Origin of the sequence: Flavivirga spongiicola, from assembly GCF_030540825.1 — a bacterium.
Taxonomy (GTDB): Bacteria; Bacteroidota; Bacteroidia; order Flavobacteriales; family Flavobacteriaceae; genus Flavivirga; species Flavivirga spongiicola.
The window spans coordinates 2,858,134-2,880,467 of record NZ_JAUOEO010000001.1; the positions used below are offsets into that span (position 1 = coordinate 2,858,134).

Here is a 22,334-nt window from a genome sequence, read left to right on the forward strand (position 1 = left end):
TTCAATAGTATCGATTAATTACTGCCTTTTTCTAATCTTTATTTGATACATGATGCCTAAAGCTGCTATTAATAGCCCTATAAATTCTCTAGTACCTTCTAAATAAGGTTTATCGTAAACCATTTCGCCAAAAATTTCTTCTTTATCTTCTGTTTTTAAATAATCAATAAATAATGAGAAATGAAATGCAGCATAGGCTAATAAAGCGATAAGTATTAGAATTAAAAATGGTCTAGAAATAGGTTTAAAACTATTGTATAGACACGTGATTGCCACAATAAAATAAATAGAAAACCATAAAATACCATCAGGATCATTTAATTGTAAAAGAGCAAAAATGATGAAGAGGGCACATAGAATAAAATTAATAATTTTTTTCTGTTTACTTAATGGTTGATTAGACTTCATTGGTTTATTGGTACGTTATAAAGTCCAACCTTTGCGATAGGCTCTTTTTACAAACTGGTTGGCTTCATCAAAATTTGTGATCTTCATATTGTTGCCATCCCATAATAACTTTTTACGTCCAGGGTATTCAAACCTATTTCCTTTGGGTTTTCTTAAATTATAACTTCTAATAGCAAGATTGCCCATTAAAACACTCTCGGTTAAAGGACCTGCGTAATTAAATGAAGACGTTAATGCTTTATGTTTCGTTTTACCGAAACCATCTTTACAAGCTTCAACCCAAGAGGTATGATGCCCGTTTTCTGGTAGTTTATTTTCTTCCGTATCTTTAAAAGTTAAGAGTTCGCCATTATTAAAATAAATTTTAGGAGATCTTCCGTAAGTGCCACAGGTCATGATGCCTTTTTCTCCAATCATGATGACACCATTAGCACTGTCGTTATCCCCAATAGGATGATCTGCAGGGACCAAGTCTGGATGAAATGGTCTTAGGCCACCATCAGACCAAGTTAATGTAATTTCTGATGCATTTTTAGCTGAGGCAGGAAACTTTAATTGTGTTCTTGAAGAAGGTGGGCAAGATTCAGGTAAATACTCAGGTGTCCAATCTTTTTTAAAAATAGCACCTACACTGCTTTCAACTTCGGTAGGGTAGCCTAATCCTAATACTCTAAAAGGAGGGTCCATTAAGTGACATCCCATGTCTCCCAAAGCTCCTGTACCAAAATTCCACCAGCCACGCCATTTAAACGGATGGTATAACGGATGGTAGTCGACCATTTTTGCAGGTCCTACCCAGGTATCCCAGTCCAAACCGTCCAACAATGCTGGCTTATCTACAGGTGTCTCAATGCCTTGAGGCCAAACAGGCCGATTCGTCCAAACATGAACTTTCTTTACCGTACCAATTTTACCTTCATCAAACCATTTGATCATTTGTTTAACACCATTTCCAGAAGCACCTTGATTACCCATTTGAGTAACTACTTTATATTGATTAGCTGCTTCTGTAAGCATTCTGGCTTCGTGTATACTATGAGTCAGTGGTTTTTGTACATATACATGTTTGTTTGATTTTATGGCAGCCATGGCTATTACAGCGTGAGTATGATCCGGTGTAGAAACTGTAACAGCATCTATATCTTTTATATCATCAAACAACTTGCGATAGTCGCGATATTTTAAAGCATTAGGAAATTTATCCATCAATCTTTTTGACTGATTCCAATCCACATCACAAATAGCTGCAATATTAGAAGCGCCATTATTCCACGTGTTTACTGCATCAGAATAACCTTTACCACCACCACCTATAATAGCTATATTTAGTTTGTCACTTGGGGGAATAAATCCTTGACCCATAACATGTCTAGGAATAATAGAAATTCCTAAGGATGTTAAAGCAGCTTTCTTAATAAAAGACCTTCTGTTGTTTGTTTTACGATTTGTTTTCATTTTTTAATATTTAAAAACTATCAGATGTTTTGTAAGCTTCAATAACTGCTAATTCACCAGCTTTACCACTTATAGAATTGCCATGTTCCATCCCTAAAATACCATTAAACCCTTTTGAATGAATATGTTTAAATACATTCTTGTAATTTATTTCCCCTGTAGTTGGTTCATTACGACCAGGATTATCACCAATTTGAAAATAAGCAATTTCGTCCCAACATGTATCAATATTCGGAATTAAATTTCCTTCTTGGATTTGTTGGTGATAAATATCAAATAATATTTTACAGGAAGGCGAGTTTACTGCTCTACATATTTGAAATGCTTGTGGTGATTCTGTTAAAAATAAACCGGGATGATCTCTAAAATTTAAAGGTTCCAATACCATGGTTATTTGATGGGGCTCTAAAATAGCCGATGCTTGTTTTAGTGTTTCAATAACATGAGCTGTTTGGTAATGGATATTTTGTCTTAAATCTACATGACCAGGCACAACGGTCATCCATTTAGCATGAACTCTTTTAGCTACCTCAATAGATGTTTTAATGTCGTTTAAAAATTCTTGACGCTTGTCTAAATTGCCACTTGCCAGATTAGGTGCTTTCCAGTGAATCTTATGAGCCACAAACACCCCCATAGTTATATTTCTATTGGCCATAGTTTTTGCCATCTTCTCCTGGACTTCAATAGGGCGACCTTTCATATCATTATCTTCAAAAGCATTAAAGCCTTGATCTGCCATAAAATTTAATTGATTGACAGGGTCGTTTCCTGCATGATGTTTAAACATGCCCAAATGTGGTGCGTAATTTAATTTAAAACTATTCATGTTTGCTTGTGTATTTGAATCTAAAATATTCATAGCATTCATACCAGATACAGTAATCCCTAACAAGGATGCAGTAGCCGTACTTTTTTTTATGAATGATCTTCTTTTCATGTTATATAAAATTAGTCTTTCCAGGAACTGGAACAGGGTAATTCCCGTATTCGTCACGAATAACAGGAGGTACAGAATCAAAAGTAAGTGTGTCTTCGTCCGGAACTATTTTATGATTAAGGGCCATAGCTTTATCCCAAGTTATTTCTTTACCAGAATAGGTGGCCATTCTGCCCATAATGGCTGTCATTGTACTTTTTGCACCATTTTCCGCATCGTTAATCACCTCTCCATTTCGAATAGATTTGAAGAGACGGTTGTGTTCTTGTTGGTAAGGATTAATATCATTTTCATTATCATGCGTGTAAATGTTAGTTCCATCGTATTTTTTTAATTTTGCTGAACCCCCTCCATCTGTATAAGATGTGCCTAGAGTGCCTTGAAAAAACTCATCCACTCTATGTTTTGTGCCAGGTTGATGCCTGCATTGACTAGAAATAATGGTGCCATTTTCATATTCAAACTCAACCACATGATGATCAAAAATATGACCGTGATCTTTTCCTTTACGAACTTCTCTTCCTCCTGTTCCACTTGCTTTTATCGGGTATCCACCAACAAACCAATTGGCAATATCTATATTGTGAATATGTTGCTCTAAGATATGATCTCCGCAAATCCAATTAAAATAATACCAATTTCTCATTTGGTACGCCATTTCGGTCTGATGGTCTTTTCTAGGTCTTACCCAAACGCCTGAACCATTCCAATATACCTGTCCGGATACGATTTGACCAATAGCACCTTTTTGAATACGATTATAGGCTTCTATATAACTTGCTTGATAGTGTCTTTGAAGGCCAACCACTACATTTAATTTCTTAGCTTTGGCCATTTTAGTGGCTTCCAATACTTTCTTAATCCCTGCAACGTCTGTGGCTACAGGTTTTTCCATGAACACATGCTTTCCTTGAGAAATAGCATACTCAAAATGCTGAGGTCTAAACCCTGGAGGTGTCGTTAAAATAACAACATCGGCAGCATCAATGGCTTTTTTGTAAGAACCAAAACCAACAAACTTATGGGAGGGCTTTACATGAAGTTTATCAGTTTGAAACATTTTTGTTAAGCTTGTGTAAGCATCTTCTAAGCGATCTTCAAAAGCGTCAGCCATGGCAACTAATTTTACATTTTCATCTGCCCTCAATGCCTGACTTACTGCACCGGTACCTCGCCCTCCACATCCTACAACAGCTAGTTTTAATTTTTTAGTTTTATTAAATATTGGACTAGCGGTAAGTAGCGAAGGCGTTAGCAAAATGCCACCAGCTGCTAAAGTTGATCCTTTTACAAAGTTGCGCCTTGATAAATTGTTCTTTTTTTGTTCCATGGTATTATATTTTTTTAATTTAATCCGTAATCTTCAATTACGGAAAGCCAATATGTTTTTATGGCTTCTTTTGATGGTTGAATTTTAGGGCGTACCACACGAAAACCAACAAATGGTGCATTAGTATGCCACCAATCACTTTTTGGAATTTGAGGATCTCTACGTTTCCATTTTTGTTTAGATTGACCTCTTGAGGTACAGCATAATTTATCTTTAGTGTCTTTCCACGACCCTCCTCGAACAATCCTAGGATAGAGCTCTGAAGGTTTATTCCAAGGATTCTTTTGCGGAGATGATTGATAATAATCAGCGTCATATTGATCCATAACCCATTCTGAAACATTACCTAATAAATCATGAATCCCCAAATTATTAACCTCTTTCAGCCCGGTTTTTTCATATTTGTCTTTTGTGTTTTCGTTAAACCAAGCCACATTTTTAAGATTAGAGGCTTCATCTGTTTTTCCTTTTTTACAGGCATATTCCCATTCGGCTTCCGTAGGTAATCGGTAAAACACGCCAGTTTTTGAAGTCAACCATTTGCAATACATAATGGCTGCATATTGTGTCATGTTAACAGCAGGGTGGTTTTCTTTTCCCATATTAAAACTCATGTCAACGTACGGAGGTGTTGCTCCAGAAACAGCATCAATTCCTAATGCATTTAATTTGTCTATGTTTTTAAACTGTTCTGGTCCAAATTCGCCAAATACGAAAGCATCATATTGTTCCCAGGTAATTTCATATTTACCCATCCAGAAATCATCAACTTCTACTTCATGACTTGGCTTTTCATCATCTTTTCGAGAGGAATCATTTGTGTCTGCTCCCATTAAAAAAGAACCTCCTTTTACAGCAACCATTTCAATGGTTATTTTTTCGCCTTTTAAATCTTGAGTATAATTATTAAAGTTTTGAGCAATGATTAGGGGTGCTTGAAATACTATTACAAAAGGAATCCCTAATTTTAAAAAATATTTTAATCTCATGTGTGTTTTATTTATAATTCTAGGATTTCTATATTTTTAAATTCAACAGGATGACTTTCACTTTGTAAAGAAATATAACCTTTCTTTAAGGGGTGACCTTGTTTGTTTTTCCAATATGCTTCGTTGTAATCAACAGAGCCTCCAATTTGAGGTTTTGTATAAGAGAGGACATTTTTACCATTAATAAAATGCTTAATAATAGAATCGTTTCTAACTTCAATTTCTATATTGACCCATTGATCTCCATGAAAAGTCTTTGATGAAGAGTTTACACAATGAGGTGTAAATAACTCATTATTCATGACAACGTTAGTGCCTGGGGTGCATAAATTACCAGTAGGGCGCTCACCTGTTCCTAATCCGCCTAAAAGTTGGACTTCAATTGATACAGGGAAGTTTTGGTTTAGGCCAATGTTTTTCGGGTCTTCACAATGAATCATGACGCCGCTATTTCGTGTTGCCCATCCAGCACCGTCTTTTATTTGATCGCCAGTAAATCGGTATTGCATTCTAAATTTATAATTCGAAAACTCTTTATTATAATAGATATGACCATAAGATTCATTAAAAGTGTCATTGTATTCATCGTAATTTACTTTCATGATGCCATTTTCTACTATAAAAGTGTTTTTGTAATTTTCCCCTAAAGGCTGCCCCTTAATTTTAATGGTCCAATCCTTTAAATCTTTACCATTAAATAAAGGGATCCAGTTTTCAACAGTTTTATTACTGTTAGGCGTTTCATCTGTATGGACTTTTTTCTTGCAACTTGTAGTTAATAACAGGGTTAAAACACAAATTAAACTTAAATAATTTCTCATTTTTATAATATTTATAAAGACCAGGCTTTACCTCCAGAAGTTTCTTCTATGGTACCGCATCCTATTTGTAATCCTGGAATTGGATCGTAAGCGAGTACTTGTTCTCCAATGAGTTCGCTATTTTTATAAGCCCAAATGGATGAACTTCTTAAATTAGAAAGTGCATTAAACAAAATAACATCTTTATTTTCTTTGTCCTCCTCTTGCCTGTATAGTTCCTGTTGTTCTTTAGATGCTTTTAAATATTTAGCTAATAGCGCATCATAATCTTCAGTTTTTAAAGCGGCAACACTATTGTCTTCATTAATATTTAGAGCTTTCATGATACCGTTTATGCCTTTTTTAAAAGTTTTTTTTCGTTTTTCATCATAAGTTTTGAAAGCATATAAATCTAAAAACTCAGGGACGTTAACATCTAAAGCTCCCGGTGTCGCATCTGTTTTTGGAAGGATAAGATCGATTAAGTTAGTTATAACAATACCTTCGTCTATTGATAAAAGCTTAGGAACCCATAATGAAGCTTCCGTTTTACAACTTTGAAGCATGCTCATTATTCCGGGGGTAGCTATAGCATAGCCCAATGATAGCCCCAAGCCTTTTAATACGTCTCTTCTATTCATTTTTGTTTTTTTTGAATTGTTCTACGGCATGATTAGCTGCTCTGGCGGTTAATGCCATGTATGTAAGTGAGGGGTTCTGACACCCTGAAGAGGTCATACAAGCACCATCAGTAACATAAACATTAGGAACAGTGTGTACTTGGTTATTCTTATTTAAAACAGATGTTTTGGGGTCTCTGCCCATACGAGCAGTTCCCATTTCGTGAATACCAATACCGGGAGCAGATAAATTATTAAAGGTTTTAATATCTTTAAAACCAGATTTCTCAAGCATTTCTACAGCTTGTTGAACCATATCTTCACGCATTTTCAATTCGTTTTCTTTCCACTCAGCGTCGAAGGTAATCGTTGGTAGCCCCCATTCATCTAATTTCTCATAATCAAGTGTCATTTTATTATCATGGTTGGGGAGACATTCTCCAAATCCACCTAGTCCCATACGCCAACCTCCAGGTTCTAATATTTTTTCTTTAAATTCTGCACCATATGCAAGTTCCGCTATATGTTCTGAGATGTCTCCTCGACCGCCGCCGCCTTGATAACCGTAACCTCTTAAAAAATCTTTTTTCTCAGTTTTCTTGTCACCTAGATTTCTAAATCTCGGAATATAAATACCATTTGGTCTACGTCCTTTATAATATTTATCTTTAAAACCATCAAATTTACCCGATGCTCCTGCTCCTAGATGATGATCCATAATATTATGACCTAATTCGCCAGAATCATTTCCTAACCCATTAGGAAATCTTTTGGATTTTGATTGCATTAAAATAGCTGATGATGCCATTGACGAGGCACAGCAAAAAATAATTTCAGCATTAAATACTAAGGATTCTTTAGTTTCTGTATCTATAACTCTAACACCAGTTGCTTTTTTAAGAGTGTCATCATAAATAATTTCATGAACAATAGAGTTAGGTCTTAAAGTCATATTGCCAGTAAGTTCAGCAGCAGGTAAAGTAGATGAATTACTACTAAAATAGGCTCCAAAAGGACAGCCTCTAATGCACCTGTTTCTGAATTGACATTTGCTTCTGCCTTTGCGATTTTTATCTCCGGTAATATTTGCGGTTCTTCCAATAGTTAAAAGTCTATCCGTATAGTTTTCAGATAATTGTTCTTTTAGATGTTCTTCAACACAATTTAATTCCATGGGAGGATCAAAATTACCATCAGGAAGTTGAGGCAACCCTAATTTTTCGCCACTCACACCAATATAACCTTCAACATAATCGTACCATGAAGAGATGTCTTTATATCGTATAGGCCAATCAACGCCATGTCCATCTTTTTTATTGGCTTCAAAATCTAAATCGCTAAGCCTGTAACTTTGTCTACCCCACATAATAGAACGTCCGCCAACATGATAACCCCGCATCCAATCAAAACGTTTCGTTTCATTATATGGATGTTTTAAATCGTCTACAAACCAATGTTTGCTTTGTTCTGCAGTGGTGTACCCTGTGCGACTTTGTTTTAATTGGCTGTTTTTGTCATCTATTGACGGTGTGCCCTTTAATTCAAAATCCCAGGGATCTTTATGCATTGTTGGATAATCTTCAATATGTTTAACCATCCTGCCGCGCTCAAGAACCAAGGTTTTTAGCCCTTTTTCGCAAAGTTCTTTAGCAGCCCAACCACCACTAATTCCTGTTCCTATAACGATTGCGTCATAAGTTTTTTTGCTTTCTGCTGTTTCTGTTATTCTCATTAAAACTATTTAAAACAATTATTTAGATATCAGTTTATGTAGTAAATAAACTATAAGAATTTTAACCATCATTATAACTAAAACGAAGAAAATGATAATTAAGTTCTTAAATATTTGGAAAATTAATTAATTTGCGCTATATCAATGTTCAAATTATTTCAGTGAAAATAAACATACAAAAAATACAGCCTTATGAGGCAGATGGGATTGTGTATCATGCAGACACTTGTTTGCCTTTGGTTGATGCTATTAATCGAAAAAAGTTAAAGTTTAAAGCTTTGGCTAGACATACATATCCTGGTGATCGTTTAGATAAAAATACGCTAGGTCTTAATAGTATTGGTTATTGGGATGCTAATGAGCCGCAGGATTGGGGGTTAGACTGGCATCGAAATGAGGGTATCGAGTTTCATTTTTTAGAATCTGGAACGATGCCGTATTCTCAGGAAAACAAGGAGATGGTACTGCAGCCGAATCATCTAACCATTACAAGGCCATGGGAGGCTCATAAAGTTGGGAATCCTTATATAGGTATGGGGAAATTTTATTGGGTTATTATAGATTTGGGTGTGCGTAGGCCGCACCAAGATTGGGTTTGGCCAGAATGGATTACCTTGACTCAAGATGATTTGTCTAGACTTACCACAATTTTAAGGCAAAATGAAAAATCTATTTTGAAAACGGATGAGAAGGTGAGAGGTTGTTTTCGCAGGATTAATAAAGCTGTGGATACAGATGAAAATGGAAGTAATGCTTCTAAAATAAGGCTTCTTATTAACTATCTGTTGATTTTGTTGCTTGATTTGTTGAATACTGATGATATCGTATTAAATGAGTCACTCACTGATAGCTCTAGAAGTGTGAAATTCTTTTTGAAAGAACTTGAAAATAATTTAACCGAAAACTGGACTATTGAGTTAATGTCTCAGTCGGCAGGTGTTGGGTTAACCAGGTTTACGCATCATTTTAAAAGGTTAACAAATTTAACGCCAATGCGTTACTTGACAATGAAGCGTCTGGAGATGTCAAAAAAAATACTTCTCGATAATAAAGATTTAACGATCGCTGAAGTGGCTTACATGTGTGGCTTCGCTACAAGTCAGTATTTTGCAACGGTATTTAAAAAGCATGAAAAATGTACGCCAAACGAATATAGATTGAAAAATTCTGTTGATAATTTTCAATTTACTTAACAAAATTAAAACCATTAAATTTTGTTTAAATTCTTTCACTGAATAAAAATACACATTGTTTTAAGTCTTAATATATATATTCACGTGATTAATTAAGAACTTGTTTAAATTTTTTGGATTGTAGTGAAAATTAACAATTTTACTTCCATTTGAAAGCTTTTTTGAGTTGCATAGCAGAGTTAAGGAAGGAAAAAAAGATAAAAATGGGTGTAAAAGAGACGTTTTTTAACCAATTAAAAAAGTTTAAACGAGTTCTAAATGTCATTGTTTAACTAAATAAGAAATTAATCATGAATACAAAACATTTTATGTATAGTGCTACTAGAATAATTATAGTCCTGTCAATATTTGTTTTTTCTGCTTGCAAAAAATCTAAAGAAAATAAAGCTTCAAATATAACAGAAGAAATTGAAGCCCCTATATTCTTCAAAATTTCCTTAGCGCAATGGTCTTTACATAAAAAAATTGGAAGTGGAAAAATGAACCCTTTTGATTTTGCTAAAGAAGCCCATGCCTTAGGTTTTGAAGCCATTGAATATGTTAGCGGTCTTTATAATAAAGAGGTAAACGATTTAGGGATAGATGAGGTGGTTAAAAAGCTAAAAGCTGAAAGTGAAAAACACGGCGTTAAAAATTTACTAATAATGGTTGATGGAGAAGGTAATTTGGCCAGTAATAATGAAGACCATTTAAATACTGCTGTCGAAAACCATAAAAAATGGGTAGATGCTGCAAAGGCCTTAGGATGCCATTCTATTAGAGTCAATGCTCACGGAGAAGGTACTTATGAAGAGGTTATGGAACAAGCTGTTATTGGTTTAGGAAAATTATCAGAATACGCAGAAACGCAAGGGATAAATGTGTTGGTAGAAAATCATGGAGGATATACTTCAAATGGACAATGGCTAGCAGCAGTCATGCAAAAGGTGAATAAGCCAAACTGTGGAACATTACCGGATTTTGGCAATTTTTGCATTAAGCGTAAAAAAGATGGATGTGAAGAAGCATACGATAAATATAAAGGTGTTAAAGAATTGATGCCTTATGCAAAGGCTGTAAGTGCTAAGTCGTACGATTTTGATGAAAAAGGAAATGATACAAGAATTGATTATTTAAAGATGTTGCAAACAGTAAAAGATGCAGGTTATTCAGGTTTCATTGGTATTGAGTATGAAGGCAATATGATGTCTGAAGAGAAAGGGATTGAGGCCACTAAAAATTTGTTATTGCGAGTAGGGAAACAACTTTCTAAATAAAACGAACTAAACCAAAATAATAAGATAATGGAAAGTATCAATAAAAATAAACTTTTCCTGGCAAGCTGTCTTGCTTTAATTACGACAGCTATGACCTTTGCTATAAGAGCAAGGTTAGAAACCGTTTTTGGGCCAGAGGGTATTGGGTTAACCTTAGAACAACTAGGATATGCTTTTGCACCAGCCTTTTTTGGATTTACAATTGCAATGATTATCGGAGGACCATTGGTCGATTTACTAGGAATTAAAAAAATTACTTGGATTGCTTTTTTTACACACATTATTGGAATTGTGTGGACGCTTATGGCAGATTCTATGACATCTCTTTTTATAGCAACATTATTTGTCGGTATTGGTAACGGAATGGTTGAAGCTGCGCTAAATCCATTAGTGGCATCTATGTTTCCAGAAAACAAAACCAAAATGCTTAATAGGTTTCATGTATGGTTTCCAGGGGGTATCGTAATTGGTTCCTTGTTAGGATGGTTAATAATGGATATTATGGGACTAAGCTGGCAAGTTATGGTGGGAACGTTATTTATTCCACTAATAATTTACGGGATGATGTTTTTTGGCCAAAAATTCCCTGTAACTGAGCGCGTACAGTTAGGAATTAGTAATAAAAAAATGTTTAAGAGTGTGTTGAATCCGCTATTCTTATTTATGGTGCTTTGTATGTTTCTTACGGCAGCTTCAGAATTAGGAACGACACAGCGTATTGAATCGCTATTAAAAACTTCTGTGTCTGCACCTTTACTTGTACTGGCTTTTATAAATGGTATTATGGCTTTGGGTAGATTATCTGCAGGTCAAGTGGTTCATAAATTAAGCCCTTCAGGCATGTTGTTGTATTCTGCTATATTCACTTTTATTGGTCTTTGGATGTTGACAATAACTAGTGGAGGAATGACATTTGTTGCAGCGGCGATTTTTGCTGTAGGTGTTACTTTTTTCTGGCCAACCATGTTAGGCTTTGTAGCTGAATATTTGCCAGAAACAGGTGCTTTAGGGCTTTCTGTTATGGGTGGAGCAGGTATGTTTTCTGTATCTATAGTATTGCCAGTTATGGGAAGGCTTATGGATGACGCCAATGCTGCAGAAGCATTGCGTACAATGTCTATTTTACCAGCAATTCTAATCGTAGCATTTTTAGGATTGAATATCTACATGAAAAAGCGAAAAACAGAACAGTTGTAATTTTCTGTCTAAAAGAAAAAAAATGTCACAAAAAATAAAATTAGGAATACTTGGCGGCGGCGGTGATTCCCTTATAGGTGTGCTACATAGAGTAGCTTCTTCAATGTATGATAAATATCAACTGGTTGGAGGTGTTTTTAACCCTGTTTGGGAAGAAAATATAGGTTTCGCACAGAAATTAGAATTATCTGCTAATCGCATTTATATAGATTTTGATACATTTATTGAAGAAGAATTAAAGCTTCCAGAGTCTGAAAGAATAGAAGTGGTCTCAGTACTTACACCAAATTTTTTGCACTTTCCTATGGCGAAAAAATTGATAGAGAATGGGTTTCATGTTATATGCGAAAAACCATTAACAACCACACTTGTTGAAGCTAAGATTTTAGAAAGCGCACTTAAAAAATCAAATACAGTTTTTGCAGTAACGTATACCTATACTGGGTATCCTATGATTCGTCAAATGCGAGAAATGATTCAATCTGGTACTATAGGAGAAGTACAGAAAGTAGATGTTCAATATTATCAGGGATGGATAAACCCCATACTACTGGATAAAGAATTACGAAAAACAATATGGCGCTTAGATCCTAAAAAAGCAGGAATAAGTAGTTGTATAGGAGATATTGGAACGCACGCTTTTAATATGGCAGAATATTTAACAGGACAGAAAGTGAAATCAGTTCTGGCAGACCTTAATATGCGCTACGAGGACAATCAACTAGATGTGGATGGCACCATATTGATACGTTTTTCAGAATATGTTAAGGGTGTTATAAGATCAAGTCAAATTGCCACTGGAGAAGAAAATGGCCTTGAAGTAAAGATATATGGAACAAAAGGAGGATTTAACTGGAAACAGGAAAATCCAAACTATCTATATTATTTAACAGAAGATAAGCCATTACAAGTATTAAAACCAGGACATGGTTACAATGGAGACGTGTCATTAAATGGGACGAAGTTACCACCTGGACATCCTGAAGGTATATTCGATTCTATGGGAAATATTTATTATGGTGTAGCAAAGGCAATTAGAAAGAAAACATACGATAGCGGTGAGTATCCAACAATGAATGACGGTGTTCGAGGTATGAAATTCATAGAAAAATGTGTTGAATCTCACAAGTCAGGAAATATTTGGTTAGATATATAGAACAAGAAAATGATATCTAACCTAATTAAAAAATAAAATAAACAGATGAAAACAATAAAAGGACCTGCTGTTTTTTTAGCACAATTTGCTGGAGATAATGCCCCATTTAATAGTTTGGACGGGATATGTGAATGGGCGTCAGGTTTAGGATATAAAGGCATACAAATTCCTACTTGGGAATCTCGCTTCATAGATCTAGATAAAGCGGCATCAAGTAAAACATATTGCGATGAGTTAAAGGGGAAAGTGCAGTCTTATGGTCTGGAAATAACAGAACTGGCAACACATTTACAAGGGCAACTCGTTGCGGTACATCCAGCATACGATTTAATGTTTGACAATTTTGCGCCGGATGATTGTAAAAACAATCCTAAAAAAAGAACAGAATGGGCCGTACAACAAGTTAAAAACGCTGCTATTGCCAGTAAGCATTTAGGCATTAAAGCGCATGCTACATTTTCTGGATCGTTACTTTGGCATACCATATACCCATGGCCTCAAGCGCCAAACGGATTGGTAGAAATGGGTTTTGAAGAATTGGCTAAACGGTGGCTTCCCATTTTAGATGTTTTTGAAGATAACGGGGTAGACCTTTGTTACGAAATACATCCAGGAGAGGATTTACATGACGGGGTGACATTTGAACGTTTCTTAAAAGCGACGGGAAATCATAAACGTGTTAATATATTGTACGATCCAAGTCATTTTGTATTGCAACAATTAGACTATTTAAAATACATTGATTATTACCATGAGTTTATTAAAATGTTTCATGTAAAGGATGCAGAATTTAATCCATCTGGAAAAAGTGGCGTGTATGGTGGTTTTCAAAGTTGGAAAGATAGGGCAGGAAGATTTAGGTCTTTAGGTGATGGACAAGTAGATTTTAAAAGTGTTTTTTCTAAATTAACCAAGTATGGATGTGATGTTTGGGCAGTTATGGAATGGGAATGCTGTATAAAAGCTTCTGCTCAAGGAGCCAAAGAAGGTGCGCCTTTTATTCAAAAGCATATTATTGAAGCTACAGAAAAAGGATTTGATGATTTTGCTGGCGGTGAAATTGGTAAAGAACAGTTAAAGAAAATACTCGGAATATAACTCAATTAATAATTTTATAAATTAAGGAACCTCATGCAAATAAAAGAATCTCCTGAAACTTTTGATGTTATTATTGTTGGTTCTGGAGCTGGTGGAGGTATGGCTACTAAAATACTCTCTGAAGCTGGTTTAAACATAGCAGTCATAGAAGCTGGTCCATTTTACGATCCTGCAGATCCGGTTTCACGTACGCAGCTAAAATGGTCTTATGAATCGCCTAGAAGGGGTGCTGGATCCACAAGAGATTTTGGCGATTTTGATGCTGCTTATGGTGGGTGGGATATAGAAGGAGAGCCATATACAAAAAAACACGGGACAAAATTTGATTGGTTTAGATCTAGAATGTTGGGAGGAAGAACCAATCACTGGGGAAGAATTTCCTTAAGGTTTGGACCATTGGATTTTAAAAGAAAAAGTATAGATGGCTTAGGTGATAACTGGCCCATTTCTTATGAAGATGTTAAACCTTATTATGATAAGGTCGATAAACTCATTGGTGTTTTTGGAAGCAAAGAAAATTTACCGAATGATCCTGATGGTTTCTTTTTACCAGCACCAAAACCGAGACTCCATGAGTTATATTATATTAAAGGAGCAAGAAAGGCTAACATACCTGTATACCCTTCACGCTTATCCATTTTAACAAAACCCATAAACGATAGTAGAGGTGTTTGTTTTTATTGTGCTCAGTGTAGTAGGTCATGCAGTGTTTATGCGGATTTTTCTTCAGGGTCCTGCTTGATATTTCCAGCACAAAAATCTGGAGGGCAGATAAAACTCTATACCAACTCTATGGTAAGAGAAGTTGTTACAGACGATTCTGGTAAAGCAACAGGTGTTATTTTTATTAATAAGCTGGATAGAAAAGAATATAAATTAAATGCCAAAGTAGTTGTTTTGGCAGCCTCAGCATGTAGTACCGCAAGAATTTTACTAAATTCTAAAAGTAAAGTTCATAAAGATGGATTAGGAAATAGTAGCGGATTAGTTGGTAGATATTTACATGATTCTACGGGTACCGATCGGGTAGCATTTGTTCCTGAATTAATGAATAGAGAGACTTACAATGAAGATGGCGTTGGAGGTATGCATGTGTATTCACCTTGGTGGGGTAATCATAAAAAGTTAAATTTCCCAAGAGGATATCATACTGAAATCTGGGGTGGGCTAGGTATGCCTAGTTATGGATTTGGGTTTAATATAACGGGGTTAAATAAATTTATAGGTGGTCAGGTAGGCGGTTATGGAAATAGTTTAAGAGATGATATTAAGAGATTTTATGGAGCAGTTATAGGGATTGCTGGTAGAGGTGAAAGTATTCCGGTGGAAAGTAATTACTGTGAGATAGACCCTGATGTTGTTGATGAATGGGGGATTCCTGTATTGAGATTTCATTATGAATGGAGTCAACATGAAAAATTACAGGCAAAGCATATGCATCAAACATTTGAAGACATTTTTGATGGTATGGGCGCACAAGTGTTAGGGGATAGACCAAATAAAGAGAATGACTATGGGCTGTTAACTCCTGGGAGGATCATTCATGAAGTCGGAACAACAAGGATGGGAGACGATCCTAAAAAATCGGTTACAAATAAGTATCAGCAATTACACGATGTTGATAATGTTTTTATTGTTGATGCAGGTCCTTTTGTATCACAGGCAGACAAAAACCCGACATGGACCATACTGGCTTTGTCATGGAGAACCTGTGATTATATTGTAAGTGAATTGAAAAAACAAAATATTTAAAGATGAAGTGTTTTAAGTTTTTTATAATTGGCTGCAAAATGCCCTTTCATCCCCACATTTTGTCTTTTTCTTACTCCATAGCGATGCTATGCAGCTCAAAAAAGCCTTCATTAGGGAATGAAATTACTATTTTTCGCTTTAATCAAAAAAGTTTAAACCACTTCAATTTGTAGACATGAAAAGACGTGATAGCATTAAGACCATACTGTTAGGTTCTGTAGCCACAGGATTAGTACTAAATGGATGTACTACAAAAACACCATCTGTTGATGAACTACCCGAGATTAAAGAAGTACCCTTATATGGTCGAACAGAAGAGGAGACTTTAAGAGATCAAGAATTGTTCGAATCCAATTTTTTTAATGAGCACGAGCTTGCCACCATAGCGGTTTTGTGTGATATTATACTTCCCAAGAGTGATCCATATGTTTCTGCGACAGATGCAGGTGTAAAAGAGTTTATAGATTTTATTGTTAAAGATATAGAGAAACAACAAATACCATTAAGAGGTGGTATTATGTGGTTAGATAGTTTTAGTAATAAGTTGTATAACAAAGCATTTATTACATGTACAGACGAGGAGCAATTTTATATTTGTGATCAAATAGCATATCCGGAAAAAACAAAGCCAGAACTCATACAAGGAGAAGCATTTTTTACAAGAATGCGTAATTTAACGCTAACAGGCTATTACACTTCAAAAGAAGGTATCAAAGAATTAGGTTATAAAGGAAACACGCCAAACATTTGGGATGGTGTGCCCGAAGAGATTCTTAAAAAGCATGGGTTTAAATATGAAGAAGCATGGTTGGCTAAATGTGTAGATCAATCCAATAGAAGTAATATTGCAAAATGGGATGACGAAGGAAATTTGATTAGTTGAAAATTGAAAAAATTATAGTTATGAAATATTTAAAGTTAATGCCTATAAAACCATTAATCTATTTACTAATTATGCTAATGGTTACAACTTCTTGTAAACTACGAAAAGGGAAAACATCTATTGAAGAAAGAAAGGTTGACGTTGCTGAAAAGAAAATGACTGAAGAATGGGTAACGCTTTTTGATGGATCATCTTTTAATAACTGGCGCGGATATTTATCAGATAAGATGCCTTCTGAATGGTCCATTGAAGATGGAACTATGGCTTTTACCCCAGGAGAACATGGCGGAAAAAATATTATAACAAAAGAAAAATATACCAATTTTGTCTTATCACTTGAATGGAAGATTTCAGAATTAGGTAATAGTGGTATTTTTTGGAGTGTTTTTGAAGACGAGGCTTTTCCTGAAGCCTATCAAACAGGACCAGAAATACAAGTATTAGACAACAAAAAATATGCAGACGCAGAAGTGAATCACAAACACCACCAAGCCGGGGCACTATACGATATGGTGCCACCTGCTCATGATGTCTGCAAGCCAGCTGGAGAATGGAACACATGTTTAATCAAGGTGGATCATAAGTCAAATTCTGGTAGTGTTACATTAAACGGAACAGTCATAGCAGAATTTGCTGTTCATGGCTCGACATGGGATGCCTTAGTTGCAAAATCAAAGTTTAAGGACTGGAAAGGCTTTGGGAAACATCAGACGGGTCATATAGGACTTCAAGATCATGGTAATAAAGTTTGGTTTAGAAATATTAAGATTAAAAAATTATAAAGTTTTGAATATTAGAAAAATAACCCTAATAATATTAGTGACACCTTGTCTTTTTGCATGTACCAATGGTAAAGAAAATAAAACTTCTATAGAGATAGAGGCAGAAGAGGAAGTCGTACTTAAAGAACCAACAACTCCCGAAGAAACAGAGCTTTATAAACCTATACCGCCAACGGTTAACCCTACAGGGCAAAATGGCGTTCCGAGTGATGCTATGGTGTTATTTAATGGTGAGAATTTAGACCGTTGGGTGCATGCTAAAGATCAGACACCAGCACAGTGGATTTTAAATGATGATGGTTCGATGACCGTTAAAGACAAATCTGGAGATATTCAAACGAAGCAAGAATTTGATTGTATACAGTTACATATAGAATGGCGGTCTTCACCAGAGAAAAGAGCAAGTGGGCAAAGTAGAAGTAATAGTGGTGTTTTTCTTCAAGAACGTTATGAAGTACAGGTTTTAGATAATAATGATAACGATACTTATGTTAACGGACAAGTTGGATCTATTTACAAACAATCCATTCCTTTAGTAAAAGCCTCAGTGCCAACTGGCGAATGGAATGCCTATGATATTATTTATCACGCTCCAGAATTCAATTCTGAAGGAAAAAAAACAAAATCTGGAACGATTACCGTGTTACACAATGGCATTTTAATTCAAGACCATTATGAAATAAAAGGAACGACACCATATATTGGTTGGCCTAAAAATAATCCACATGGTAAGGGCGCAATAAGACTTCAGGACCACCATGATAATAGCGGTGTAAGCTATAGAAATATTTGGGTTAGGGAGTTGCATTAATGTTTATTGGTGCAATTTAATTTGGCCGAACTAAAATGTAAACCATGAGAATATTAGGGGAGTCATTTGGGAATAAAAATAGTCTCTTCTAAAAAATGGCTTGTATTTCATATGATGTTTTGGTTGTTTTAAATACTGTTTAAGTCACTTTGCTTCTTTTTTTTTCTTATCACTAGCTATAAACAAATACTTTTATCGAATATTTTAGAAGCCATATTATTTAAAATGGTAATATGAATATTTTATTATCTTAGGCATGAACATTTTTTAGTTAGTGAACATTCAGACGATCTATATAGTGTAAATTCCATTTGTTCTTTTAAAAAATGATCTAATATAGCACCAGCAGTTTAAAATCAAAAAGAGGTTTGTTAACACAACATAGAAATAATGAGTAACTTGTTAAAAATGAAAACCTTAATTTTTTTATTATATTATTAAACAAAAAACACCAAAATAAAAGTATTATTTCTGCAACTTAATTATAAATAAATGAAAAAATCCCTCTTATTTTTCTTTGTGCTTATTTTTCAATTAAATTATTCTCAAACGATAAAGATAGGCTTACTTACAGATAAAAATTCTCCGGAAGTGAAACCTTTGTTAGAACAGCTAAAAACTGAAATCAGAGCAGTCTTAGGTCAAGGGAAAACAGTAAACTTTAAAAACGTACTTTCAAACAATTATAATTTAGAAACCGCAAAGGCTAATTATGAATCATTAGTTAATAGTGATGCAGATATTATTTTGGCTTTTGGAGTTATGGATAACATCGTTTTGAGTCAACAGGAAAGTTATACCAAGCCTGTTATTGTTTTCGGTTCCATTAATTCAGATTTTATAAACCTACCACGAGAGCAGAAAACATCTGGGATTAACAACATTACATATATTATCGCTCCGTTGTCTTATAAGAAGGATTTGAACGCCTTTAAAACTATTTATAATTATAAAAATATCGGCATTATTATAGATGATTACATTATAGATGCGCTTCCATTGGAGACCGTATTTAACCCATATTTTCAGAAAGAAGGAAAACAGTATCGTTTAATTCCGTTATCTGAAAATGGATTGAGTGCCTCAGATTTAGATGGCATTGATGCCGTTTATCTTGCTGGTGGTTTTGATTTTAGTAATGCTCAATTTGAGGAACTAACATCAATGATTAACACTAAGAAACTACCCTCATTTTCGGCTAACAGAGTTAAGGATGTAGAGCGAGGCATATTAGCAACCAATCAACCTCAAACCAATTTAGATCAGTTTTTTAGACGCATAGCTTTAAATGTTGAGGCCATAGTAAATGGTACCAATGCTTCAGAATTACCTCTACTCCTTGAATATAAAAACAAACTAACTATTAATTACGAGACTGCAAAACGTATTGATTTCCCATTGCGGTATGCCATGTTAGGTTCAGCAGATTTTATAGGAGGTAGCACAAAACCTAAAACTGAAAATTCATTGTCTATATTAGATATTATGCGTGGTGTTTTAGATCAAAATTTAGGATTATCTTCAAATAAGAAGAGTATTGAGTTAAGTAGCCAAGATGTTAAAATTGCTAAAAGCGGTTATTTGCCAAATGTTACTGCTGGTGTCAGCGGTGTTTATCTAGACCCAAGAGTAGCAGAAATTTCTAATGGTAGTAATCCAGAAATTTCAACATCTGGAAATGTTGTTTTGGAACAATTGATTTATTCTGAAAGTGCTTCAGCAAATATTGATATTAAAGAAGATTTACAAAAAGCACAAGAAGCTGTTTATAATGCGAGTGAATTAGATGCTTTATTAAATGCATCAGTAGCTTATTTTAATGCTTTAATTTTAAAGACTAACACAAATATTCAAAACCAAAATTTACAGATTACAAAACGTAATTTGGAGCTGGCTGAGCAAAATTTTGAAGGCGGCGCATCTGGCAAATCAGATGTGTTGCGTTTTAGAAGTCAGTTAGCACAAAACACACAAAACCTTATTGATGCTGGAAATCAATTAAGACAAGCCTATTTTACGATTAATCAGTTAATGAATTCACCTATCAATAAAGACATAGATATTAATGATGCGATGCTTTCTGAAGGTGTTTTTGAAAATTATAAATACGAAGACTTCTATACGATTTTAGATGATCCAAAATTACAACCTGCATTAATTGAATTTTTAGTAAAAGAAGGAAAGAAAAACGCACCAGAATTAAAAAATATCAATTATAACTTAAGTGCTAATGACCGTACTTATAGATTGAATGATACAGGGCGTTTTATTCCAACCGTAGCTTTACAAGGGCAATATAATTTAGCTATTTCGCAATCAGGAAAAGGGTCGACTGTGCCTGATGGCTTTCCGGTTACGCCAGACGGAACATATAATTTTGGATTAAATGTATCATTACCAATATTCAATCAAAACCAAAGAAATATAAATCGTCAAACGGCTAAAATTCAAGAAGAGCAGTTAGGTTATGAAAAAGAAAATATAGAACTAAATATAGAGAAGAATGTCAACGATATTGTTTTAGACTTAATTAGTGAAATAGCAAATATTGAAATCTCTAAAGTATCTGAAGAAACAGCAAAAGAAAGTTTGGAACTTACACAAAATGCTTACAAACAAGGAGCTGTTCCTGTCATTCAATTAATTGATGCACAAACCAATTATTTACAAACCCAATTAGCAAGTGCTACAGCAAATTATAATTACTTACTAACATCCATGCAGTTAGAGCGTGCTATTGGATATTTCTTTTTAGTACATACAGAAGCCGAAAATCAACAATTCATTCAAAGCGTTAACCAATATATTTTGAGTAAAAACTAACAACTATCATTATGGAAATTAAAAAATATACTCTAATCATGATTTTAAGTTTAACCGCTTTTATATCCTGTAAAGAAGAAAAACAAGTTAAAGAAACTGTTTTGCGACCAGTAAAATATACGGTAGTTGGTGATGTTGATACTCATAAAATAAGAACGTTTAGTGGTACTGCCAAAGCAGGAGATGCCATTGATTTAAGTTTTAGAAGTGGAGGTATCATTACTAAAGCAAATTATAGTAAAGGTGCAAAAGTAAAGAAAGGCGATGTTATAGCTAGGTTAGACAATGTTGAAGCGAGTTTAGCTTATGAGCAAACGGTGTCTGCATTAAAAAGTGCAGCGTCTTCTATGAATACTTCAAAATCTAATTTAAATCGTATTAAATCACTATATGAAAAAGGAAGTAATTCATTAAGCGATTATGAAGCTGCAAAAAATTCTTATCAAACGGCTTTAGATCAATATGAATCAGCTAAACGTAACAAAAGTATTCAAGCTACACAATTAAGTTATGGCATAATTAAAGCACCAAAAGACGGTTTGATTGCAGATACAGATGGCGGTGTTGGTGAACGTGTCGCAGCGGGACATGTATTTGCTATTCTCAATGCTGGCAAGGATTTAAAAATAGAAGTGGGTTTACCTGAAAATATAGTAAATAGAGTAGCAGTAGGTATGAAAACTAAGTTAGAGTTTTCAGCAATCGAAGGTCAAGTATTTGATGGTACTGTAACTGAAGTCGCACCAATTATTAACCCTGAAGCCGCAACGTATACTACATCTATATTCTTAGATAAACCTATTTCAGATATTAAACCTGGTATGGCAGCTAATGTCACTTTTGATTTCTCTGAAACATCAGATAATACCTCAAATACCTCATTAATTATTCCTGTGAAAGCGGTTGGTGAAGATGGTAAAGGGCGTTTTGTTTTTCTAATTAGCTCTAAAGATGGCGGAACAGGAACAGTGAATAAGCGGTATTTGGAATTAGGTGATTTAACTGCTGATGGCTTTGAGGTGAAAAATGGATTAGTGGCCGGAGATAAAATAGCAACAGCTGGCTTACAGACATTATTGGACGGACAAGACGTAAGATTAAAATAAGAA

General features: G+C 34.7%; 19 protein-coding genes. 11 read left to right on the forward strand and 8 right to left on the reverse strand.

The window, feature by feature from the left end; all coding sequences use genetic code 11:
• Positions 1 to 18: 18 nt before the first annotated feature.
• From Q4Q47_RS11445 to Q4Q47_RS11480, 8 genes are read right to left on the reverse strand one after another with little or no spacing between them, the layout of a single operon-like run.
• Positions 19 to 408 (reverse strand): transmembrane 220 family protein, encoded by a 390-nt coding sequence (locus Q4Q47_RS11445; RefSeq protein ID WP_303306790.1) that lies wholly within the window; start codon positions 406 to 408, stop codon positions 19 to 21.
• 15 nt (positions 409 to 423) lie between these two features.
• Positions 424 to 1,863 carry a Gfo/Idh/MocA family protein gene (locus Q4Q47_RS11450; RefSeq protein ID WP_303306791.1) on the reverse strand — a complete coding sequence of 480 codons (1,440 nt, stop codon included), beginning with the start codon at positions 1,861 to 1,863 and terminating at the stop codon, positions 424 to 426.
• 10 nt (positions 1,864 to 1,873) lie between these two features.
• Positions 1,874 to 2,803, reverse strand: coding sequence for a hydroxypyruvate isomerase family protein (locus Q4Q47_RS11455; protein WP_303306792.1), 930 nt, complete (start codon positions 2,801 to 2,803; stop codon positions 1,874 to 1,876).
• 1 nt (position 2,804) lies between these two features.
• A complete protein-coding gene (locus Q4Q47_RS11460) occupies positions 2,805 to 4,133 on the reverse strand; it encodes a Gfo/Idh/MocA family protein (RefSeq protein WP_303306793.1) in 1,329 nt (442 codons plus the stop codon).
• Positions 4,134 to 4,147: 14 nt separating this feature from the next.
• Positions 4,148 to 5,122 (reverse strand): formylglycine-generating enzyme family protein, encoded by a 975-nt coding sequence (locus tag Q4Q47_RS11465; protein ID WP_303306794.1) that lies wholly within the window; start codon positions 5,120 to 5,122, stop codon positions 4,148 to 4,150.
• An 11-nt stretch (positions 5,123 to 5,133) separates the two neighbouring features.
• Positions 5,134 to 5,943, reverse strand: coding sequence for a 3-keto-disaccharide hydrolase (locus Q4Q47_RS11470; RefSeq protein ID WP_303306795.1), 810 nt, complete (start codon positions 5,941 to 5,943; stop codon positions 5,134 to 5,136).
• Positions 5,944 to 5,954: 11 nt separating this feature from the next.
• Entirely contained in the window at positions 5,955 to 6,563 is a 609-nt protein-coding gene (locus Q4Q47_RS11475; RefSeq protein WP_303306796.1) for a gluconate 2-dehydrogenase subunit 3 family protein, read from the reverse strand.
• Positions 6,556 to 8,274, reverse strand: a complete 1,719-nt coding sequence (locus Q4Q47_RS11480; RefSeq protein ID WP_303306797.1) for a GMC oxidoreductase — start codon at positions 8,272 to 8,274, stop codon at positions 6,556 to 6,558. The genes Q4Q47_RS11475 and Q4Q47_RS11480 overlap by 8 nt, the downstream gene beginning before the upstream one ends.
• A gap of 161 nt (positions 8,275 to 8,435) precedes the next feature.
• On the opposite strand from Q4Q47_RS11480, the gene Q4Q47_RS11485 reads away from it, so the two are divergent.
• From Q4Q47_RS11485 to Q4Q47_RS11535, 11 genes are all read left to right on the forward strand, one after another.
• Positions 8,436 to 9,467 carry a helix-turn-helix transcriptional regulator gene (locus tag Q4Q47_RS11485; RefSeq protein WP_303306798.1) on the forward strand — a complete coding sequence of 344 codons (1,032 nt, stop codon included), beginning with the start codon at positions 8,436 to 8,438 and terminating at the stop codon, positions 9,465 to 9,467.
• A gap of 290 nt (positions 9,468 to 9,757) precedes the next feature.
• Positions 9,758 to 10,723: a sugar phosphate isomerase/epimerase family protein gene (locus tag Q4Q47_RS11490; RefSeq protein WP_303306799.1), complete on the forward strand. Its 966-nt coding sequence runs from the start codon at positions 9,758 to 9,760 to the stop codon at positions 10,721 to 10,723.
• 27 nt (positions 10,724 to 10,750) lie between these two features.
• Positions 10,751 to 11,920: an MFS transporter gene (locus Q4Q47_RS11495; protein ID WP_303306800.1), complete on the forward strand. Its 1,170-nt coding sequence runs from the start codon at positions 10,751 to 10,753 to the stop codon at positions 11,918 to 11,920.
• Between the two features lie 22 nt (positions 11,921 to 11,942).
• Positions 11,943 to 13,076 (forward strand): Gfo/Idh/MocA family protein, encoded by a 1,134-nt coding sequence (locus Q4Q47_RS11500; protein WP_303306801.1) that lies wholly within the window; start codon positions 11,943 to 11,945, stop codon positions 13,074 to 13,076.
• Positions 13,077 to 13,121: 45 nt separating this feature from the next.
• Positions 13,122 to 14,174: a sugar phosphate isomerase/epimerase family protein gene (locus Q4Q47_RS11505; protein WP_303306802.1), complete on the forward strand. Its 1,053-nt coding sequence runs from the start codon at positions 13,122 to 13,124 to the stop codon at positions 14,172 to 14,174.
• Between the two features lie 33 nt (positions 14,175 to 14,207).
• Positions 14,208 to 15,926 (forward strand): GMC family oxidoreductase, encoded by a 1,719-nt coding sequence (locus Q4Q47_RS11510; RefSeq protein WP_303306803.1) that lies wholly within the window; start codon positions 14,208 to 14,210, stop codon positions 15,924 to 15,926.
• A 175-nt stretch (positions 15,927 to 16,101) separates the two neighbouring features.
• Complete coding sequence (locus Q4Q47_RS11515) at positions 16,102 to 16,809, forward strand: gluconate 2-dehydrogenase subunit 3 family protein (RefSeq protein WP_303306804.1); 708 nt, start codon at positions 16,102 to 16,104, stop codon at positions 16,807 to 16,809.
• Positions 16,810 to 16,829: 20 nt separating this feature from the next.
• Positions 16,830 to 17,591, forward strand: coding sequence for a 3-keto-disaccharide hydrolase (locus tag Q4Q47_RS11520; RefSeq protein ID WP_303306805.1), 762 nt, complete (start codon positions 16,830 to 16,832; stop codon positions 17,589 to 17,591).
• Positions 17,592 to 17,601: 10 nt separating this feature from the next.
• Positions 17,602 to 18,402, forward strand: a complete 801-nt coding sequence (locus Q4Q47_RS11525) for a 3-keto-disaccharide hydrolase (protein ID WP_303308464.1) — start codon at positions 17,602 to 17,604, stop codon at positions 18,400 to 18,402.
• A gap of 492 nt (positions 18,403 to 18,894) precedes the next feature.
• Complete coding sequence (locus tag Q4Q47_RS11530) at positions 18,895 to 21,225, forward strand: TolC family protein (protein WP_303306806.1); 2,331 nt, start codon at positions 18,895 to 18,897, stop codon at positions 21,223 to 21,225.
• An 11-nt stretch (positions 21,226 to 21,236) separates the two neighbouring features.
• A complete protein-coding gene (locus Q4Q47_RS11535) occupies positions 21,237 to 22,331 on the forward strand; it encodes an efflux RND transporter periplasmic adaptor subunit (RefSeq protein WP_303306807.1) in 1,095 nt (364 codons plus the stop codon).
• The last annotated feature ends 3 nt before the right edge of the window (positions 22,332 to 22,334 follow it).

Bases quoted from the DNA above. Each gene is read 5' to 3' on its own strand.
- Q4Q47_RS11445 (WP_303306790.1), bottom strand. From the start codon at position 408: ATGAAGTCTAATCAACCATTAAGTAAACAGAAAAAAATTATTAATTTT.
- Q4Q47_RS11450 (WP_303306791.1), bottom strand. From the start codon at position 1,863: ATGAAAACAAATCGTAAAACAAACAACAGAAGGTCTTTTATTAAGAAA.
- Q4Q47_RS11455 (WP_303306792.1), bottom strand. From the start codon at position 2,803: ATGAAAAGAAGATCATTCATAAAAAAAAGTACGGCTACTGCATCCTTG.
- Q4Q47_RS11460 (WP_303306793.1), bottom strand. From the start codon at position 4,133: ATGGAACAAAAAAAGAACAATTTATCAAGGCGCAACTTTGTAAAAGGA.
- Q4Q47_RS11465 (WP_303306794.1), bottom strand. From the start codon at position 5,122: ATGAGATTAAAATATTTTTTAAAATTAGGGATTCCTTTTGTAATAGTA.
- Q4Q47_RS11470 (WP_303306795.1), bottom strand. From the start codon at position 5,943: ATGAGAAATTATTTAAGTTTAATTTGTGTTTTAACCCTGTTATTAACT.
- Q4Q47_RS11475 (WP_303306796.1), bottom strand. From the start codon at position 6,563: ATGAATAGAAGAGACGTATTAAAAGGCTTGGGGCTATCATTGGGCTAT.
- Q4Q47_RS11480 (WP_303306797.1), bottom strand. From the start codon at position 8,274: ATGAGAATAACAGAAACAGCAGAAAGCAAAAAAACTTATGACGCAATC.
- Q4Q47_RS11490 (WP_303306799.1), top strand. From the start codon at position 9,758: ATGAATACAAAACATTTTATGTATAGTGCTACTAGAATAATTATAGTC.
- Q4Q47_RS11495 (WP_303306800.1), top strand. From the start codon at position 10,751: ATGGAAAGTATCAATAAAAATAAACTTTTCCTGGCAAGCTGTCTTGCT.
- Q4Q47_RS11500 (WP_303306801.1), top strand. From the start codon at position 11,943: ATGTCACAAAAAATAAAATTAGGAATACTTGGCGGCGGCGGTGATTCC.
- Q4Q47_RS11505 (WP_303306802.1), top strand. From the start codon at position 13,122: ATGAAAACAATAAAAGGACCTGCTGTTTTTTTAGCACAATTTGCTGGA.
- Q4Q47_RS11510 (WP_303306803.1), top strand. From the start codon at position 14,208: ATGCAAATAAAAGAATCTCCTGAAACTTTTGATGTTATTATTGTTGGT.
- Q4Q47_RS11515 (WP_303306804.1), top strand. From the start codon at position 16,102: ATGAAAAGACGTGATAGCATTAAGACCATACTGTTAGGTTCTGTAGCC.
- Q4Q47_RS11520 (WP_303306805.1), top strand. From the start codon at position 16,830: ATGAAATATTTAAAGTTAATGCCTATAAAACCATTAATCTATTTACTA.
- Q4Q47_RS11530 (WP_303306806.1), top strand. From the start codon at position 18,895: ATGAAAAAATCCCTCTTATTTTTCTTTGTGCTTATTTTTCAATTAAAT.
- Q4Q47_RS11535 (WP_303306807.1), top strand. From the start codon at position 21,237: ATGGAAATTAAAAAATATACTCTAATCATGATTTTAAGTTTAACCGCT.